Genomic DNA, 19,071 nt, shown 5'->3' with positions numbered 1-19,071 from the left:
CATTTATTTTTATTGTGGTATACTATTAAAATATTCAAAAAAAGTCATTATTCGGGAAATGGGGAATTACTATGAGCGGTTTGCAGCTTTTTGGACTGATTACCGTGTGCGTAACAGCCGGGATTTTCATTGTCTGCATGATTCTATACTGCATCATACAGCAAAAAAGGCATTTTTTATGTCCGCATTGCAAAACGAGGTTCAAGGTATCCGGTTTGCGTAGTTTTTTCGTTTCACGGCAGGGAACGGACAGGCTGCTGACCTGCCCGCATTGCGGGATGAGCTCCTATATGGAAAATATTCCGGATGAAGAATATCATAAACAGCAGGAAGATACAAAGCGGGAGGAACAGGAAAAATGATGGCTTTGCTCATTGGCCTCGGCGGCTTCGCGGGAGCGGTCAGCCGCTATGGAATGAACCTTCTCACCAAAAACATTTCGGGATCGTTCCCTTGGGGGACAATGCTTGTCAACATCGCCGGATCGTTTTTGATCGGCATTATTTTTCAGCTGTCGTTGCAGTCGCGCATCGATGAACGCATAACCAAAACGCTCATGGTGGGCGTCATGGGGGGCTTCACTACATTTTCGAGTTTTTCCCTCGAAACGCTGGGATTGCTTGAGGACGGCAGGATACTGTTTGCAGTGATCAACGCCGTCATAAGCGTTGCAGCGTGCATATTTGCCGCATGGCTGGGAAAAACGCTTGTAAGGGGTATATAAGCAAGATAAATTCATGTTCACGAAACTGACTTCCAATCGGAAGCCGGGTATATTTGATATACAAACGATCTTTTTATCCAGATGCCTGAATGACGGCTGAAAAAACAAAAGCCGCCACTTTCATACACGGTATCCGGTATTTCTGTATTGTCAGGAGACCGGATTTTATTTCAGTATCGATACAAAAAGGAGTTTACAGCATGAGTCAGAACATTTGGGGATATGTCCGTGTATCCACGAGGGATCAGAACGAAGACCGTCAGATGATTGCAATGAGTGAATTTGACGTGCCGGAAAAAAACATTTATCTGGACAAACTGAGTGGAAAAGATTTTAACCGTCCTGCATACCGCCGCCTGCTGCGAAAAATGAAGGAAGCAGATTTGCTGGTTATCAAAAGCATCGACCGGCTGGGGCGTAACTATGACGAGATTCTCGAGCAGTGGCGTATTATCACGAAAGAAAAAAAAGTGGAGGTCGTGGTGCTCGATATGCCGCTGCTCGACACGAGGAAGGGCAGGGACCTTACCGGCACGCTGATTGCGGATATCGTACTGCAGCTTTTGTCCTATGTCGCGCAGACAGAGCGTGAAAATATCCGCCAGCGGCAGGCGGAAGGGATTGCGGCTGCAAAACAGCGCGGGGTAAAGTTCGGCAGGCCGCCAAAGCCTGTACCGGACGAGTTTTTTGAGCTGAAGGAGCAATGGTTCCGCAGGGAAATTTCATCGCGGCAGGCGGCTGCAGCCATCGGCGTCGCGCAGGATACTTTTTTGCGGTGGACAAGGGAAAAACAGAAAAATACAGCTGTTGCAAAATGAAGAAAACATCAAAAAAGGCGGGATGAACCCGCCGTTTTAAAGTCTCGAAATAATTTTTACGAGGTACTATTCAGTTCAGGACGATCACCGATACGTTCAGTATCGTCGCGATCGCGAGCCATATCAAATAAGGAATCAGCAAATAGAAGCTGGGCGTTACCTGCCTTACGTTCCGCATCAGAATGATCAGGTTTACGACAAGCGCAATCATGATAACGAGCGCCGATACCGGATTGTAAAGCATGAAAAAAACCGGCGACCAGAGCGCGTTGATAATGATGTTCAGGATATACCCTGCGGCTGCGCCCTTTGGCGCGTGGGGCCTTGTGATTGCGTACGCAAAGGAAATAGCGAGCAAAACATAGAGGATCGTCCAGATCAGGCCGAACGCCCACGGCGGCGGCTGGAGGGGAGACAGCGTAAGCCCCTGGTACCAGGCGGTTGACGTATCGGTTGCAAGCGAAGCGATCACCGCGCCCGCTGCTGTTATGATGACGGCTATAACGGCCCTGACGCTCCTCATCTTTTTTTCGTGTTTTCGTTCTTCCATTTGATACGTCATTACAAACATTGTTTTATTTCCTTTAAACACTATATTCATCCATGCAACGATTGATTTGTGCTGCATGCCCTGTGGAATCTGCGATAATTCCTTGCAAAACCGCCTTCATTATTGCTATAATATAACGTAATTGTGAAAACAGCTTTCGGCGACATTATGATACACCATAAGCCGCACGGATAAACGCTGATGTCACGAAATATTTTATCTAATGTAGGGTATTTGCCATGCGGCGAAACCTGAGCGGAGGAAACTATGAAAACAAAAACGAGATCTCTTACACTGATGGCTATCCTGATTGCGGTGATGCTCCTGATGGGATACGTGCCCAACCTCGGATTTATTATGATCGGGCCGATTTCAATCACGCTGATGTGCATTCCGGTGATCATCGCAACGCTGGTGCTTGGGCTGAAAACCGGGCTTATGATGGGGCTGCTGTTTGCAGTCATCAGCATATCAAAGATTTTTGTAATGCCGGACGCCTTTTCTGCGATCGTGGTGGATGATTTTGGCAAATATGGCGTATTATATATGCTTTGCCTGCTGATTCCGCGGGTACTGATTCCTGTCACTACATGGGGAATGGGCAAGGCAATGAAAACAAAAAAAGAGTACGTGAATCTGGCAGTCGCCTCCCTTACGGGCTCTCTTACGAATACAGCGGTATATCTGATCCTCGTAAGCCTTACGCTTACGCCCCTTATCTGCACGTTTTACTCGGTGGATGCGGCAGGGGCCGTGGCGGTGATATGGGGGATCGTGCTTACAAACGGGCTTCCGGAGGCGGTATTTGCGACGCTGATCTGCCCGGCAATCGCGCGGGCGCTGAAAAAATCAGTACCGCCGATCATGACCGCAAGACAAAAGGAGATTGCATAGCAGATGATTTTTGTAATGGACGTTGGTAATACGAATATCAAGTGCGGGATGTTTCAGGGCGACGATCTCGTGCATTCTTTCCGCATCACGACTGATATCGATGCTACGTCGGACCAGTTCGGCATCCAGATGATCGACTTTTTCAACTACCTTGACCAGGTTCCGGAGGACATCGAGGGAATACTGATTTCGTCGGTTATTCCGTCGATCAACTATACGCTTGACCATATGGTGCGTGAGTATTTCAAAAAAAAGCCAATGTTTGTCGGCCCGGGGATCAAAACGGGTATCAATATAAAATACGATAACCCCAAAGAGCTCGGCACGGACCGGATCCTTACAGCGGTGGGGGCTTTCGAGCTTTACGGCGGGCCTGTAATCACCATTGATTTTGGCACGGCGACAAGCTTTGGAGCGATTTCGGAAAAAGGTGATTTTTTAGGCGGGGCGATCTGCCCGGGCCTTAAAATAACCTCGGAGGCGCTTACGAATTACACGGCGAATCTTCCAAGGATAGAGCTCAAACGTCCGCGCAAGGTGATTGGGCGAACTACCGTCACCTCGATGCAGTCAGGTATCATCCACGGCTATGTCGGACAGGTGCAATATATTATCGAGCGGATGAAGGAAGAGATGGGCGAAGCGAAGGTCGTTGCGACCGGAGGCTTTGCAGAGCTCATCGCGCAGGAAACGAATTGTATTGATGAAATCAGCCCGACACTTACATTGATCGGACTGAATAAGATTTACAGGAAGAACTCTTAAACAGAAGAGAAGGAGCAAGGCAATGAAAGATATCAAAGTAGCGATACTCGGTATGGGAACGGTTGGCGGAGGAATTTACCAGCTGATCGAAAAGGAACAGAAAAACATCGAGCATAAGGAAAACATACATTTGGAGGTCAAAAAAACGCTGGCCCTCAATTATGCGGTGGATGTGCCGGACAGCAAGAAAGCAAAGGACATCGATGAAATTATTAACGATCCGGAAATCACAATCGTTGCGGAGGTGATGGGCGGGCTGAAGCCGTCCAAGGAATTTATCATCAAGGCACTCGAAGCGGGGAAAACGGTCGTGTCCGCAAATAAGGACATGATCTCGCAAAACTGGCCGGATCTTGAGGCGGCGGCAAAGCGCGGAAACGCAGGTTTCTACTTTGAAGCGGCGGTCGGCGGCGGAATACCCATCCTGCGCGCCCTCAATGATTCCATGCAGGCCAACAGCATCGACAGGATATACGGAATCGTGAACGGTACGACCAACTATATCCTTACGAAAATGGACGACGAAGGCAGGGATTTTGACGATGTATTGAAAGAAGCGCAGGAGCTTGGATACGCGGAGGCGAATCCCACGAGCGATGTGGAGGGATACGACGCGCGCTATAAGCTGTCCATCCTTGCTTCCATGGCGTTCCATGCACGCGTGCCGGTGGATAAAATTTACTGCGAGGGAATTACGAAGATCACGAAGCTTGATATCGAGATCGGCCGCGAGCTTGGTTATGTGGTGAAGCTGCTGGCAATCGGCAAAAAAGACGAAAACGGTGAAATCGAGGTGCGTGTGCATCCCACGATGATCCCCAAAGACCATGCGCTTGCAAGCATCAAAGGATCGTTCAACGCGATCTTTATTAACGGCAGCGCGGTTGGCGAGATGATGTGGTATGGCAAGGGCGCGGGAGATTTCCCGACGGCAAGCGCACTTGTGTCGGACATGATCTATTCGGTCGGTGCGCCAAACCCCAGGTATGTGACGTTTGAAAATTCATACGATGCCAATCAGGTGAAATTCAACGACAACTGGCTCACAGAGTATTTCGTCCGCACGAATGTGCTCGATAAGCCGGGCGTGCTCGCAAAAATTGCGGGAATCCTTGGAAAACATGATGTGAGCATCGAAAGCGTCATCCAAAAAGGCGCAAAGAAGGGCGAGCAGTCGGCGCCGCTCATTCTGGTAACGCACAAAGCGCATGAGAAGGACCTGCAGAAGGCCATCGAGGAAATTAAGGAGCTTGACGCGGTGGTGAATGTTCCAAGCTGTATCCGCGTAGAGAAATAAAGGGGTTTATACAATCTGTTTCGGTAAAGGGAGTGGAAACAATGATTATTGGGAAGCATGAGGCAATCAAGGAAGAAAAACTGGGTGGCGAAGGAATCGGAAGCGCGCAGATGTACCACTGGCTCGGAGGAGAAAACTGCCCGAATCTTGGTTTGCTGGCAACAATAACGCTGGAGCCGGGCACAACGGTAAGCGACCATACGCATACCGGCGAAGCGGAAATCTATTATATCACACAGGGAGCAGGGGAATATAACGATAATGGAAAGACTGTTCCCGTAAAGGCAGGCGATGTGACAGTCTGCTATGACGGACAGACGCACGGACTCAAAAATACGGGCGATGGCGAGCTTTTGTTCCATGCTGTGATCGTAAAAGGATAACAAAGGCGGGGAAGGCATTCTCTCTGGGCGTTTTGCCCATATAATCAATAGGAGGGTTACTCATGGATTTAACATGGCTGTGGATTTTAATCGGCGTTGTAGCAGCGATCATTGTGATCATCGTGATCTGGTATATCGTCGCATACAACAATTTTATCAAAATGAAAAACAGCATCGAAGAGGCGTTTGCCACCATCGATGTTTATCTCAAAAAACGGTTTGACCTGATTCCGAACCTCGTGGAGACGGTAAAGGGCTACGCCGCCCACGAGCGCGGAACGCTTGACGAGGTGACCGCCGCAAGGAACAGCGTCGCAAACTCTTCGACAACGGAAGAACGGCTGCAAAACGAAAACATCCTTTCGGGAACGCTCAGGAGCCTGTTTGCCGTTGCGGAGGCGTATCCGGACCTTAAGGCGAATACAAACTTCCTCGACCTGCAAAACCAGCTCAACATGGTGGAGACAGACCTTGCAAACGCGCGTAAATATTATAACGCGAATGTGCGGATGTTTAACACCAAGCTGGAGACCTTCCCTACAAGGCTGATCGCAAAGAAGTTCAACTTTACAAAACAGCCGATGTACGAAGTGCCGAATGCGGCGGAGCGTGAGAACGTAAAGGTACAGTTCTAAAACAGGATATTGGCGGGGACGCGTCCCCGCAGGCTTTCGCAACCGCATCTTGCGGTTGCGAAACTGTTTTTGAGGGTAACAATTAAAAGTCTGGAGAGTAAAATGAAAAAACTGTTTTTGGTTTTGACAGTACTTCTTGTGCTGCTCATCCCGTCCTTCGCGTTTGCCGCGTCGGATTATACGATCTCGCAGGAAGATATCAAAATCAACGTAAATGAAAACAATACCTATGACATCACGGAAAACGTGACGGCGGAATTTCCGGAATTCTCGGCAAAGCATGGTATTACAAGGACAATCCCAACAGACGTTGAGCTGTCGCGCAGGATTGACGGGAATGTAGTGAAAAGCAGATACCGCGCGATTATTTCCAATATCGAATCAGACGGCCCATACCATACGGAAAGCGGCAACGCGGGCCTTACAATTTATTTTGGGGACGCTGACCTGACGGTGAGCGGCACACAGAATTACAATTACAGCTACCGTTACGACATGGGCGACGACGGGCTTTCCTCGATGGATGAATTTTATTTCAATCTGATCGGCAGCGATAATCCGATACCGATTGAGGGAATGACCTTTGAAATCACCATGCCAAAGGAGTTCGATGCGTCAAAGGTCGGTTTTACGACCGGCGCGGCGGGCAACTCCGGATACAACGAAAACGCATTGAAATATACGGTTGACGGCAATACCATAAGGGGATCGATCAACCAGACGATTGCGCCTTATGAGGCTGTCACAATTCGTATTGAGCTTCCTGACGGCTATTTTGTCGGCGCGCGCAGCGCGCAAAGCCTTTTGATGCCCTGCATCCTGATTGGCCTCGTTGTATTTGTGATCGTCGTACTTCTGTTTGTCACTGCGGGGAAAAAGAACCGCGAGGTACAGACCGTTGAATTTTATCCGCCGGAGGGTATGAACCCCGCGGATGTGGGATATATTATTGACGGTATCGTGGAGAACAAGGATGCCGTATCCCTTCTTATCTATTGGGCGGACCAGGGAAACCTTGAAATCCATCAGGAGGACAAGAAAAACGTTTCTTTTAAAAAGGTCAAAGACCTGCCGGATACGGCGAACGACTACGAACGGATTTTGTTCGATAAGATGTTCAGCGGCAGGGAGAGCATCAGCGTAAAGGATATGCAATATACGTTTTCAGATACGATTGCCGCTGTAAAATCGCGTATCAAGGATAAATATGAAATGGAGCAAAACCGCGTATTTACCAAAAAATCATTGCGGCGGCAAAGCTTTGCGGGCGCTTTTGCCGCATTCCCCATGGCATTGATGCTTGCGTTCAGCATTTACCTCGATTCCTACGAATTGTTTGCCGCAATCATACCGTGTGCGATTGCCTGGGTGTTTGGATGGGTGCTGACCTCAGGCCTGATTTCAAATGTCAACAAGTGGAAATCCGAAAAGCTTTCTACGAGAACAGGCTCTATGGTTTTGTTCACGGTGCTGGCAGTGGCATACCTTGCGATTGTCTCCCTGATGAGCGTTGATTTGTTTGGTATGATGGTAATTGTGCCGATGGCTATGACGATTGTTATGATGATCCTCGCGACGCAAATGAGAAGGCGTACCGAACGCGGCGCGCAGTGGGCGGGCCGTATTCTGGGGCTGAAACACTTTATCGAGACGGTGGAGGCGGACAAGCTGAAAATGCTGGTGAATGACGATCCGAAGTATTTTTACAATGTCCTGCCTTACGCATATGTGCTGGGCGTTTCGGACAAATGGGCGAAGCAGTTTGAAAGCATCGCAGTGGAACCGCCAAGCTGGTATTACGGCTATAACGGTTCGGTATTCACTACGATCTGGTTTGCGAGTATGCTCTCCAATACCATGTACTATACACAGCAGACGATGTCTGCGACCAAAGAAAGCTCCGGCGGTGGAATCGGCGGAGGCGGCGGCTTTGGCGGGGGCGGTTTCTCCGGTGGCGGAGGTGGCGGCGGAAGCTTCGGCAGCTGGTAACAGAAAAAAAGGACGGTCCGGGGCGGGAGCTCCGGACTTTTCATTATGTGATATCGTTCGAGACTCGAAGGCATGCGCACATATTGATCGATATCAGATAATTTCCTGTTTTATTTTAGAATGCGATACAGTATAATAAATCTAATACGATTTATTGCGAAAAGGGGAAACAATGGGTACCGTTCTCATCACAGGCGCATCGCGCGGAATCGGCAGGGCAGTGGCTCTTGCGTTTGCCCGCCAGGGCTTTTGCGTTGCGGCAAATTACCATACGCATGAGCAACAGGCAAAAGAGCTTGGGGAAGAACTGCGTGCGCTTGGAGCCTGTGCAAGGCTTTTTCGGGCGGACGTATCGGATAAGGCGCAGGTAGACGCAATGTTTTTGAAAATCAGGCAGGATTTTGGCAGCGTTGATGTTCTGGTGAACAACGCCGGTATGGCGCAGCAAAAGCTGTTTACGGATATCACGGAAGAGGAATGGGACCGGATGTTCGATGTGAATATCAAAGGAATGTTCCACTGTGCAAAGGGCGTGCTGCCGGACATGATCAGCAGGAAAAAAGGAAAGATTATCAACGTATCGTCAATCTGGGGAATTGCGGGCGCATCCTGCGAGGTACATTATTCCGCTTCAAAGGCGGCGGTAATCGGCTTTACAAAGGCACTTGCAAAGGAGGTCGGCCCATCCGGCATCCAGGTAAACTGCGTTGCGCCCGGCGTGGTAGAGACCGATATGAACGCAGCGCTAAGTGAGGATATAAAAGAGGAATTAAGGGAAGAGACGCCGCTTGGGTGTATTGGCGAGCCGGACGACATCGCACAGGCGATTTTGTTTTTGGCAGAGGACCGCAGCCGGTTTATCACCGGGCAGGTCATAAGCCCCAACGGCGGTATCGTGATCTGAACCATAATGATATGACATCAATTTACAGGAGGATATAGAAATGAGAATCGAATCAAAATGCCTTCACGAAGGCTGGAAGCCTAAGAACGGCGAGCCGCACGCGCTGCCGATCTATCAGAGTACGACATACAATTACGATTCCACGGAACACATCGGGGACTTGTTCGACCTGAAGGCGGAAGGATATTTTTACACTCGCCTTGCCAATCCTACGGTTGGCTATGTGGAAGAAAAGCTTGCCGCTCTTGAAGGCGGCGTGGGCGCGATGTGCACATCCTCCGGCCAGTCGGCGAATATGATTGCGCTGCTCAATATTATGGGAGCGGGAGACCACATGGTCTGTGCCTCAGAGATTTATGGCGGTACGATAAACCTGTTTTCCGTGACGCTTAAAAAGCTTGGAATCGAGTGTACCTTTGTCGATCAGGATGCGCCGGACGAAGAGCTTGAAAAGGCGTTCCGCCCCAATACGAAGCTCGTATTCGGTGAAACGATCGCCAATCCGGCGATTTCGGTTTTCGATATCGAACGGTTTGCAAACCTTGCGCATAAGCACGGCGTGCCGCTTATTGTAGACAATACGTTTGCCACGCCGATCCTGTGCAGGCCGTTTGAATTCGGGGCGGATATTGTGACGCATTCCACCTCAAAATATATGGACGGACACGCCGTGCAGCTTGGCGGCGTGATCATAGACAGCGGAAATTTTGACTGGAAGGATTACCCAGGCCTTACACAGCCGGACGACAGCTATCACGGGGTAGTCTATACGGAAACGTTTGGCAAGCTCGCATACATCATGAAAGCGCGCGTGCAGCTGATGCGCGATATCGGCGCAAGCCCAACGGCCCATGCGGCGTTTCTCCTAAACCTCGGACTGGAGACGCTTGCGCTCCGTATGGAGCGGCATACGCAGAATGCGCAAAAGGTAGCGAAATTCCTGAGCACGCAGGATGCTGTGGAGTCTGTGAACTATCCGGGGCTCAAAGGCGACAAATATTACGATCTGGCGCAGAAATACCTGCCGCAGGGCGCCAGCGGAGTCGTGTCCTTTTCGCTTAAGGGAGGAAGGGATGCTGCCATAAAGTTTATGGACAGCCTCACGATGGCCTCTAATGTAGTCCATGTTGCAACGGTAAAAACATGCGTGCTGCATCCTGCGAGCGAAACGCACAGGCAGCTTACGGACGAACAGCTTGTGGCTGCGGGAATTACGCCGGGCATGATACGCTACTCTGTCGGTATCGAGAATATCGAGGATATCCTTGACGACCTCAAACGGGGTTTTGCACAAATCTAAAGTTCAGGAAAAGCCGTGTGGAGATTGAACGCACGGCTTTTTTATTCATAAAAGCACTTAAAAAATAAGATTTATAAAAGTGGTTGACAAATTCGTCCTGTCCGCATTATACTTTTGTAAACAGGAGGGTGGCGTTATGGCACAGGAAATCAACAACAGCAGGATGTTAAAAAAGGCAAACAGGCATCTTGTGCTGTGTACGCTGCGCGATAGCGATGCGCTTTCCGTAGAGGAGCTGGTGCAGCGCACCAGGCTGAGCAGGCCAACGGTGCTGAAGCTGCTCGGAGAGCTGGTGGAGGAAGGAATCGCCCAAAAAACCGGCTTGGGAGAATCCATGGGCGGAAGGCAGCCGATGCTGTATGCTTTGGATTTAAACCGGTATTTTGCGGTAGGGGTGGATTTTGAATTTCCACCGATCCGCGTCGTTTTTTCCGACCTTAAAGGTAATATCGTTTTTTCAAAACGCTGGGAGCAATCCTATGCGGATTCAATGGAGGATGTTTCACACGCCATTCTTTCTGCAATCCACGAGGGACTTGAAAGCCTTGGAATCAGCGCAGGCAACGTGATTGGCGCAGGAATCGGCATCCCGGGGCTGGTAGACATCACAGAAAATAAGCCGATCAGCGTTGCGCGGATGCCTGGGGCAAAGGATATCGAAATCAGCAGCCTCATCGAACGGGACCTTGGAATCAAGACCTTTATCCGCAATGACGCACACCTGCTTGCTCTTGCAGACAGGAGCGCCTTTGTGGGCGTGAATAAAAATATGCTGTATGTAGCATTTCGTACGGGTATTGGTATGGCAGTATACCAGAAAGGCGCGCTGTATGAGGGTGAGTGCGGAAATTCAGGATACCTTGGGCACACGACCTTTGATAAAGACGGCGCGTTATGCACGTGCGGCAAGCGCGGATGCCTGGAGCTCTACTGCTCCAAGGTGACCATGTGCGGGCAGTATGCCGGGAAAACAGGGAAGAAAGAAGAATTCCGTGTGATCCTTGCGGAAGCCGCGGATGGAAAAGAACCCGCAAGGCAGATCGTACAGGAGGCGGCCCGGTGTTTTGGAATCGCGATTGCAAACGCGGTGAAGCTCTTTGATATTTCGCTTGTTGTGCTGGGAGACCTGCCGTATGTAGAAAATGATTTATTTCTCAGGACAATAAACAATGTAGTAAACGACTATGTTCCATACAGCAGGAATGGTAAAATCACCGTCCGGCGGGGAACGGTTGAGGAAGAAGCCTACGCCCTTGGGGGAAGTATTTTTGTTCTCGATCAATTCTTTAAAACGCCCAAGCTGAGGCTGAATGTGCAATAGATGGAAATGCGGCAAATTTTGTGCTTTCGGTGCAGCAATATTTTTTTGCCAAGATATAAAACAACATTTACAAAAGTAGTTTAAATCGAGTGGACGCCATAAAATAACAGGAAGGAAAAAAACAGATTTACCGGGACAGACGCTGATAGCGCGCGGACAGAAGCAAGTATATATGGGAGGGGAAAGCATGGATAGGAGAGAAACCGTGAAAAGGGCAATTCATTTTGGAACGCCGGACAGGATACCGGTCTTTTTGTTCAGCGGAAACGCCTGCGATACGGATATCGTGCAGGTGGTGCTTGAACGATGGGATGCCGGCGAAAGCGGACGGGAAACCGAATGGGGATTTTTGTGGCAGAAGAGCGAGCAGGATACCAGTTCAATGGGCGTACCACAGGAGTACCTTCTGAAGGATTGGGACAATTACGAGAATTATGTGAACAATATTGCGCCTGATCCCTACGATAAGGAACGCTTTGAAGCGGTGCGCAAAATTGAGAAAGGCGACCGTTACCTGATGGGCAGCCTCTATCTTTCAGGGTTTACGGTCATGAGCTTCCTGCGCAGGTTCGAGCTGCTGATGATCGACATGTACGATATGCCCGAGCGGGTGGAACAGCTTGCGGATATTGTGTTTGGTTTTGAAAACGAGATCATCAGGCAAATGCCGGAGTATGGATTTGACGGGGTATCGCTTTTTGACGATTGGGGAATGCAGCAGTCTATGATGATTTCGCCGGAGTTATGGCGCAAATACTTCAAGAAGCGTTATGCAGATCAATTCGCGCTCGTGCATAGCCTTGGAATGGATGTATTTTTCCACACCTGCGGATATGTCGCCCCAATCATTGAAGACCTGATCGAGGCAGGCGTTGATATTCTGAATTTGGGACAGGCGGATATCAACGATATGAATATGCTCAAAGAAAAGTACAACGGCAGGCTTTGCTTCTGCCAGCCGATCAACTATCAGACCACAGGCATCAGCGGAACGAAGGAAGAGATTTACGCTGAAGCGCGGGAGATAAAGGAAACGTTTGCGTGTAAAAAGGGCGGGCTTATTGCAGAACTGTTTGATTATGAAGAAATGGGGTGGCAGCCCGAAAACCCGCGCAATACAGAATACCAGATCAGGGCATTTGAAGAAATACGATAGGAGCATGGAGGGACAGGGAATGGACGTCTATTATTTGGGCGTAGAGATTGGCGGAACCAAACAGCAAATTGCCATAGGAAAGGCAGACGGGACGATTGTGGAGTTAGTCTGTGAAAAGGTTGCGCTCACAAAAGGCGCGCTTTCCATCCGTGAATGGCTTTTGGAAAAAGTGCCGGTGGTTACAGGGAAATACACAACGAATCATTCGCGTATCGCTGCCGCCTGTATTGGCTTTGGCGGCCCGATTGAGACAGGGACGGGAAAAGTGCTGATCTCTGTGCAGGTGGAGGGCTGGAAAGATTTTGAGCTGAAAACATGGTTCCAGGAACAATTTGGAGTGGATACATACGTTTTAAACGATACCGTGGCAGGCGGTTATGGCGAACTGGTTCTGGGAGCAGGCCGCGCTTCACAGAACTTCTTTTATACAAATATTGGCACAGGAATCGGCGGCGCATTTTTCATTGGCAGGAAATATTATGACGGTGCAGGCTGCGGTGCTGCCTATATGGGAAATACCTATATACCGGATCCATTCGCGCAGCGTGCCGGACAGGCAACCCGGCTCGAAAACATATGCTCAGGCGCAGCCATCGAAAGCCGGCTGCGGCAGCCGGGATATGTGGATGGCAGTTCGCTCCTCATGGAGCTTTGCGGCGGGGATGAAAAAATGCTCAGCTGCCGTATGCTTGGGGAAGCGGCAAAGCAGGGAGATGCGTTTGCACTTGGTGAAATTGACCTGTTTGCACGTTCCTACGCCATTGGCCTTGGAAATATGATGACGTCTGTCAGCCCGGATCTCGTCGCGATAGGCGGCGGCGTGGCAAACCTGGGGGAAATAATACTCGAACCTGTCAGGAAATATGTAAATGAAGTTGCGTTTATTTCAGTGCGGGGAAGATGCGAAATCGTACAGAGTGAATTGGCTGACCATGTCGTGATTGCAGGCGCAATCCTGTATGCGGCAGGCTGCAGCAAATTATAAAACAAGAAAGCGAGAAAAGAAATGGAAGGATTACAGAAACTGATCGAACAGGAAATACAACGGGTTGAGGAAGCGGAAAAGCAGCCCGCGAAAGAATACGAAGTCACGCTTCCTTTGGGGAAATATTGCGACCACACGGTGCTAAGGGCATATACGCCTGCTGATATCGTAAAGAAATTCTGCGCGGAGGCAAAAGAGTATGGCGCAGCGTCCGTATGCGTCAACCCAATCCAGGTTAAGCTGGTACATAGCGAGCTCGCGGGGACGGATATTAAGACGTGCTGTGTTATAGGCTTTCCCTTAGGGGCGAATACGCCTGCGGTAAAGGCATACGAGGCTGCCGAAGCCGTAAAGGACGGCGCGCAGGAGGTAGACATGGTGATTAACGTGGGCGCACTGCGCGACAAAAACTACGATCTGGTATTTGACGATATCAAAGGCGTGGTTGACGCGGCAAAAGGAAAGGCGCACGTGAAGGTAATTATTGAGACCTGTTATCTGACCAAAGAGGAAAAAATAGCGGCCTGCGTGCTTGCAAAAAAAGCGGGCGCGGATTACGTAAAAACGTCGAGCGGCATGGGAACAGGCGGCGCGACGCTGGAGGATGTACGGCTGATGAAGCTTACCGTTGGCGAAGATATGCTCGTCAAGGCCTCCACCGGCATCGATACGAAGGAAGATGTGATCGCCTTTGTAAAGGCGGGCGCAGTCCGTATGGGAACGAGTAAGCTGGTGCAGATTGTGACGGGAGATCCGTCGGCCTATAGCGCTTCAAAGGATAACCAGCCGCCCAAATTCGACTGAACGATTACGCAAAAAGCCGGCAACTGATTGCCGGCTTTTGTTTTTGTTATAAAAAATGAAAGACCTATTTAATATAATCCATCAGGCTTTCGCGTCCGATTCGTTTATCCAGATCGCGCAAAAGAGGCTCTGCGCTGTTTGCGCCAAGGCCAAAACGCTCTGCGCCCGCATCGATCATTTCAAGCATGGTATCTATATCGCGGATACCGCCGGAGGCCTTCACCCGGATGCTTTCGCCAACGGCGTCCTTCATAATGCGCACCATTTCAACCGTGGTTGCCTTGCCCTGGAAGCCCGTGCTGCTTTTTACCCATGCCGCACCGGACGCCGCGACGATTTCCGATGCCTTTGCAATCTGCACGTCGTCAAGCAATGCTGTTTCAATAATAACCTTAACAGGGATTTTTACCGCTTCGCACACGGCTGAAATATCCTGTTTTACATAATTTTTGTTGCCCGACAGGAATGCGCCGATATTCATTACCATATCGATTTCCTGGGCGCCCATAAGCTCGAGCTGCTTTGCCTCGTATACCTTTGTGGACGTAAGCTCGCCGCCGTATGGAAACCCTGTTACAGTGCCGTGAATGATATCCTCATAGCCAATCGTATTTTTGATGGTGTAAACAAGGTAGCAGGGCAATGTGATTGTGGATGCGCAGTGATAGGTTTTTGCGATATCACATACGCGGTCGATGTCTGAAAGACGCTCGCCAGCCGCCACCGCGCTGATGTCGATCATGCCGGGAAGTGTTTCTAATGGAAACATAGCGTGGATCCTCCGAATGTATTTTGAAAACAGTATTATCTTAAACCGAGATCGTTCGAGTGTCAATTAAAAAATGGAAGAAATTTGATAAAATTCGTTGTATAATGGAAAAAGCAAAGAAAGCGGGGCGAAGATGAAATGGATATTGACAAGGTTAAGGAGTTTTTTCAAAAAGACAGGTTTGTGCATGCCAATGGGATTGATATCGTAAGCGCAGGCGAAGGGACGTGCGAATGCGCGGCGGTGATTGCAGAAAGCCACCTGAACGCAGGAAACGTCGTGCAGGGCGGTATGATTTTTACGATTGCGGATTTTGCGTTTGCCGTTGCCTCAAACTGCAAGCATCCCAACGTAGTGTCGATGAACAACAACATCACGTATGTGCGCCCGCCCAAGGGGAAAACGCTGATAGCGCGTGCAAAAGAAATATCCGCCACACGAAAAACGTGCCTTTACGAGGTAGAGCTTACGGACGAGCTCGGCACGCAGGTTGCATTTATGACCGCCACGGGGTATATCAAGGGCGGAAGCATCGGACTGTAACAGAATAAGATATCCTGCAATGGATTTGCCGAAATTTCCAGTGAAAAAGCAAGGTTTTATGTAAGTGAATGTGGAACAAATCAAAAGAGACCGTCCGCTGTTTGGACGGTCTCTTCTGTATGTCATGCGTTATGCTTTTGCTTTTTCAGGATGGTCCTTTTTGAGGGCCGCCGTCACGATTATGCCGATGACACACGCCGCGCCCGGAATGATAAACGTCCATGCCGAGGGAATACCGTCCACGCTGACGATTTTGGCGATTGCGGGGAACAACAGGCCGGAGATCGCAAAACCGATCATCACAAGGCCGTAGTTCACACCGTTGTTTTTGATGCCGAAGTAATCCGCCGTCACCGCCGGGAATACGCCCGCGCTGCCGCCAAACGCAAATGCGATGAAAGCAATCAGCACGATAAACAGATAGCTTTGCGCAAATGTCAGCATCAATACGCATACGAGCGTAATGATGTAGAGCAGGAACAGCACGTTACGCCTGCCGATACGGTCGGAAAGCCATGGCGCGATAAGCCTGCCGGCAGCCGAAGCGATTCCAGTCACCATAACGCCTGCAAGGGCTGCGGCTTCAGTGAGGTTGCGCAGCTCGCCCAAGGACTTTAAGAGCGGATTGATGATAAAGTACGCCGGAGTCAGCAGGATCATGCCAAACAGGATCAGGTAATATGGCTTTGCACGGAGCACCTCGAGCGGCGTAAACTGCTTTTGTGTGGAAAGGTCTGGAAGCTGCAGTGCAAAGCTGTCCATATATTTCTGGGATGGATTTTTTACAAACCAACCGAAAATCAGGATGATTACAAGGAAGATGATGGATAATGTCAGGAAGGTTTGCGATACGCCGACATTCTTTAGCAGGGTATTGACGATCGGGGTGAATACCACCGTGGAAGCGCCGAATGTGCACACGATTACGCCTGTAGCAAAGCCCTTTTTATCCATGAACCATTTTTGAGCGCATGATATGGTGGAGGTGTAAGCCGCGCCCACGCCAAAGCCCGCCATACCGCCGTAAAAGAGGTAAATCAGCCACGGCATATCCTGCGGCACGAGCGACGACAGGAAAATGCCGGCGCAGAACATAAGCCCACCCAAAAATACGACCAGCCGCGGCCCCTTTTTGTCGTTAAGGCGTCCGCCGACTACGATGCCCAGCACAAAGGTCGCCAGCATGATTGAAAAAGTCACGGATGCGTTATCCGCACTCCACGAGTAATACTCCATAACAGCAGGCTGGAAAATACTCCAGATATAAATGATACCGATGCACAGCTGAATAATTGCTCCGGAAACGAGGGGCATTACCTTGTTTTCTCTTTTCTCCATGGGATAATCTCTCCTGAAATGAAATGATTTCCGCACAGGGTGCGATGAAGCCCCGCAGCCGCACGGTATGGTACGCATTCATAGTACATGATTTGTGTGCAAAAATCAACGCAATGCTTGTGAAAAATGCGAGCAGGATGTAGAATAAGAGTAAGCTTAAGCAGGGTTTGCCCGCTTTGGCGGTATCGACATTACGGTGATTGCGAAAAAGAGGGAACATAGAATGCTGGAAGGATTGAAAATAGAGGTATACAAGGCAAATCAGGAGCTCGCGAAGCAGGGGCTTGTTACGCTGCGGTGGGGAAATATCTCCGCGCGGGACGAACGAACGGGCTATATCGTCATCAAACCGAGCCGCAGGGCGTGCGTAGAGATCAAGCCGGACGACCTGATTGTGTGCGATATGGAAGGAAAGATTATCGAAGGGCTGCACGCCCCGTCCTCAGACCTGTTTACGCATCTGGAAATTTATAAAGCGTTTGCAGATGTGAAAAGCGTGGCGCATACGCATTCCAAGTGGGCGACGGTGTTTGCGCAGGCAGGTAAAAGCATCCCAAACCTTGGAACGACGCACGCGGATTATTTTAAATACGATATTCCCGTTACGCGTACCATGCGTCCGGAAGAAATCGCGCGGGATTACGAAAAAAACACAGGCAAAATCATAGCGGAGGCGTTTACGCTCAAAAATCCGCTTGCAACTCCCGCCGTACTTGTGAAGAACCACGGCCCGTTCATGTGGGGAGCGAGCATTATGGATACCGTCGATAATGCGGTGGCGCTTGAATATGTCGCGGAAATGGCTTTTTACACTCTGCGCCTTAATACGGACGCGGAAATGAACAAATATTTGATCGATAAGCACACCTTAAGAAAGATGGGCGGGAAAAATGGGCAATAAATCCACTTCTACGGAGAGGCAGCTTTTTATTTTGTCGTTGCTTTCACAGCGGAAAAGCGGATACACGGTAAACGAAATTATAGACAGCTTAAAGCGCATGGCGGATATCGACGCAACGCGCCGTATGGTTGCGCGCGATATGGATTACATTTCGCAGAATTTCTTTGTGTATGAGGAAGAGCTTGACGGAAAGATTGTTTACAAGGCGGATAAATATGCGCTTTCGGATATGGACTTTTCGATGGCGGAAATCATCTCGCTTCATTTCACACGCGAGGTGCTGAAGTCTTACCAATCGCTTGGCATGGCAAAGGACGCGCTTAAAATCGTGCAGCGTATCCTTGCGAAAATGCCGGAGCTTTCGCGCTCGGCGACACAGAATATCGAAAAAATGATCAAGATCGTGCCGGAAATCACCGCAGAAGAGGAAACGGACGAGGATATCCTCGAAACGGTGCAGGAGGCAGTGCAAACGTCGCGCGGCCTTAAGCTGCGTTACCATACCTTTTCGACAGACGAGACGATGGAACGCGTATTCGATCCCTATGTACTTGAAATAAGGGAAGGTTGCTGGCACACGATCGGCCACTGCCATTTACGCAATGCGGTAAGAGACCTTCGCGTGTCGCGTATCGAGGATGCGGAGCTTACGGACAGGGAGTTTGAAGTGCCGCAGCGGTTTTACGAGGAATACCGCAAAACGCGTTTTGATAAGCTTGCGGGGGAAAACGCACAGGAAATCCGTGTGAAGTTTACCGGAGCAGCGGCAAAGCTGGTGAAGGAATACCACGCGCACAAAGCGGATAAGCTTGAAGACGCGGAGGAAGGGCTTCTTTTTTATAAGAAGGCAGCCATCACCCCAGACCTTGTAGGATGGATTCTTTCGTTCGGCGCGCAGGCAAAGGTGCTTTCGCCGGAATCGCTCAAAGACGAGCTGAAAGAGGAAGTAAGGGCTATGAGCGGGATGTATCTGTAAGCAGGCAATACAGGAGGGA

At 49.8% G+C, this 19,071-nt stretch carries 21 protein-coding genes; 18 read left to right on the top strand and 3 right to left on the bottom strand.

Annotation, left to right across the window (positions count from 1 at the left end):
• Nucleotides 1-71 precede the first annotated feature (71 nt).
• The 3 genes from CHK_RS04190 to CHK_RS04180 all read left to right on the top strand — a co-directional run bounded on the left by CHK_RS04190 (nucleotide 72) and on the right by CHK_RS04180 (nucleotide 1,542).
• A complete protein-coding gene (locus CHK_RS04190) occupies nucleotides 72-362 on the top strand; it encodes a hypothetical protein (protein WP_046442771.1) in 291 nt (96 codons plus the stop codon).
• A complete protein-coding gene (crcB, locus tag CHK_RS04185; protein WP_046442770.1) occupies nucleotides 359-724 on the top strand; it encodes a fluoride efflux transporter CrcB in 366 nt (121 codons plus the stop codon). Before CHK_RS04190 ends, crcB begins: the two co-directional genes overlap by 4 nt.
• Before the next feature lie 200 nt (nucleotides 725-924).
• Entirely contained in the window at nucleotides 925-1,542 is a 618-nt protein-coding gene (locus tag CHK_RS04180) for a recombinase family protein (protein WP_046442769.1), read from the top strand.
• 70 nt (nucleotides 1,543-1,612) lie between these two features.
• On the opposite strand, the gene CHK_RS04175 is transcribed toward CHK_RS04180, so the two are convergent.
• Nucleotides 1,613-2,113, bottom strand: a complete 501-nt coding sequence (locus tag CHK_RS04175; protein ID WP_160295589.1) for a TspO/MBR family protein — start codon at nucleotides 2,111-2,113, stop codon at nucleotides 1,613-1,615.
• A gap of 246 nt (nucleotides 2,114-2,359) precedes the next feature.
• On the opposite strand from CHK_RS04175, the gene CHK_RS04170 reads away from it, so the two are divergent.
• The 12 genes from CHK_RS04170 to deoC (CHK_RS04115) all read left to right on the top strand — a co-directional run bounded on the left by CHK_RS04170 (nucleotide 2,360) and on the right by deoC (CHK_RS04115) (nucleotide 14,525).
• Complete coding sequence (locus CHK_RS04170; RefSeq protein ID WP_046442768.1) at nucleotides 2,360-2,986, top strand: ECF transporter S component; 627 nt, start codon at nucleotides 2,360-2,362, stop codon at nucleotides 2,984-2,986.
• 3 nt (nucleotides 2,987-2,989) lie between these two features.
• The gene (locus tag CHK_RS04165) at nucleotides 2,990-3,751 is read left to right on the top strand and encodes a type III pantothenate kinase (protein WP_046442767.1); all 762 of its coding nucleotides are present in this window, start codon (nucleotides 2,990-2,992) and stop codon (nucleotides 3,749-3,751) included.
• A 22-nt stretch (nucleotides 3,752-3,773) separates the two neighbouring features.
• Nucleotides 3,774-5,048, top strand: coding sequence for a homoserine dehydrogenase (locus CHK_RS04160; protein WP_046442766.1), 1,275 nt, complete (start codon nucleotides 3,774-3,776; stop codon nucleotides 5,046-5,048).
• Between the two features lie 41 nt (nucleotides 5,049-5,089).
• On the top strand, nucleotides 5,090-5,431 hold the full coding sequence (locus CHK_RS04155; protein ID WP_052740293.1) for a cupin domain-containing protein: 342 nt from the start codon (nucleotides 5,090-5,092) through the stop codon (nucleotides 5,429-5,431).
• A 62-nt stretch (nucleotides 5,432-5,493) separates the two neighbouring features.
• The gene (locus tag CHK_RS04150; protein ID WP_046442765.1) at nucleotides 5,494-6,066 is read left to right on the top strand and encodes a LemA family protein; all 573 of its coding nucleotides are present in this window, start codon (nucleotides 5,494-5,496) and stop codon (nucleotides 6,064-6,066) included.
• A 102-nt stretch (nucleotides 6,067-6,168) separates the two neighbouring features.
• The gene (locus CHK_RS04145; RefSeq protein ID WP_046442764.1) at nucleotides 6,169-8,055 is read left to right on the top strand and encodes a DUF2207 domain-containing protein; all 1,887 of its coding nucleotides are present in this window, start codon (nucleotides 6,169-6,171) and stop codon (nucleotides 8,053-8,055) included.
• Between the two features lie 172 nt (nucleotides 8,056-8,227).
• Nucleotides 8,228-8,959 (top strand): elongation factor P 5-aminopentanone reductase, encoded by a 732-nt coding sequence (gene ymfI, locus CHK_RS04140; RefSeq protein WP_046442763.1) that lies wholly within the window; start codon nucleotides 8,228-8,230, stop codon nucleotides 8,957-8,959.
• Nucleotides 8,960-8,999: 40 nt separating this feature from the next.
• Nucleotides 9,000-10,259 (top strand): O-acetylhomoserine aminocarboxypropyltransferase/cysteine synthase family protein, encoded by a 1,260-nt coding sequence (locus CHK_RS04135; protein ID WP_046442762.1) that lies wholly within the window; start codon nucleotides 9,000-9,002, stop codon nucleotides 10,257-10,259.
• A gap of 136 nt (nucleotides 10,260-10,395) precedes the next feature.
• Entirely contained in the window at nucleotides 10,396-11,580 is a 1,185-nt protein-coding gene (locus CHK_RS04130) for an ROK family transcriptional regulator (protein WP_046442761.1), read from the top strand.
• Nucleotides 11,581-11,767: 187 nt separating this feature from the next.
• On the top strand, nucleotides 11,768-12,736 hold the full coding sequence (locus CHK_RS15560; protein WP_052740291.1) for a uroporphyrinogen decarboxylase family protein: 969 nt from the start codon (nucleotides 11,768-11,770) through the stop codon (nucleotides 12,734-12,736).
• 19 nt (nucleotides 12,737-12,755) lie between these two features.
• Nucleotides 12,756-13,721 (top strand): ROK family protein, encoded by a 966-nt coding sequence (locus CHK_RS04120; RefSeq protein WP_052740289.1) that lies wholly within the window; start codon nucleotides 12,756-12,758, stop codon nucleotides 13,719-13,721.
• A 21-nt stretch (nucleotides 13,722-13,742) separates the two neighbouring features.
• Nucleotides 13,743-14,525 (top strand): deoxyribose-phosphate aldolase, encoded by a 783-nt coding sequence (gene deoC / locus CHK_RS04115; protein ID WP_082103379.1) that lies wholly within the window; start codon nucleotides 13,743-13,745, stop codon nucleotides 14,523-14,525.
• A gap of 64 nt (nucleotides 14,526-14,589) precedes the next feature.
• Here the strand turns inward: deoC (CHK_RS04115) and deoC (CHK_RS04110) are convergent, their stop codons facing one another.
• Complete coding sequence (gene deoC / locus CHK_RS04110) at nucleotides 14,590-15,294, bottom strand: deoxyribose-phosphate aldolase (protein ID WP_052740287.1); 705 nt, start codon at nucleotides 15,292-15,294, stop codon at nucleotides 14,590-14,592.
• Nucleotides 15,295-15,432: 138 nt separating this feature from the next.
• Here deoC (CHK_RS04110) and CHK_RS04105 point away from each other — a divergent pair, with 138 nt between their 5' ends.
• Nucleotides 15,433-15,837, top strand: coding sequence for a PaaI family thioesterase (locus CHK_RS04105; RefSeq protein WP_046442759.1), 405 nt, complete (start codon nucleotides 15,433-15,435; stop codon nucleotides 15,835-15,837).
• 129 nt (nucleotides 15,838-15,966) lie between these two features.
• On the opposite strand, the gene CHK_RS04100 is transcribed toward CHK_RS04105, so the two are convergent.
• The gene (locus CHK_RS04100) at nucleotides 15,967-17,175 is read right to left on the bottom strand and encodes an OFA family MFS transporter (protein WP_046442758.1); all 1,209 of its coding nucleotides are present in this window, start codon (nucleotides 17,173-17,175) and stop codon (nucleotides 15,967-15,969) included.
• Between the two features lie 223 nt (nucleotides 17,176-17,398).
• Between CHK_RS04100 and araD the strand changes: the two genes are divergently transcribed.
• Nucleotides 17,399-18,076, top strand: coding sequence for an L-ribulose-5-phosphate 4-epimerase AraD (araD, locus tag CHK_RS04095; RefSeq protein WP_046442757.1), 678 nt, complete (start codon nucleotides 17,399-17,401; stop codon nucleotides 18,074-18,076).
• Nucleotides 18,066-19,052, top strand: coding sequence for a helix-turn-helix transcriptional regulator (locus CHK_RS04090; protein WP_046442756.1), 987 nt, complete (start codon nucleotides 18,066-18,068; stop codon nucleotides 19,050-19,052). The genes araD and CHK_RS04090 overlap by 11 nt, the downstream gene beginning before the upstream one ends.
• Nucleotides 19,053-19,071: the final 19 nt, after the last annotated feature.

The sequence above is a fragment of the Christensenella hongkongensis genome (genome assembly GCF_000981035.1).
In the GTDB taxonomy this organism is placed as follows: Bacteria; Bacillota; Clostridia; order Christensenellales; family Christensenellaceae; genus Christensenella; species Christensenella hongkongensis.
Note: the sequence above shows the minus strand (reverse complement) of the source record. Positions and strands in the feature narration are given on the sequence as shown.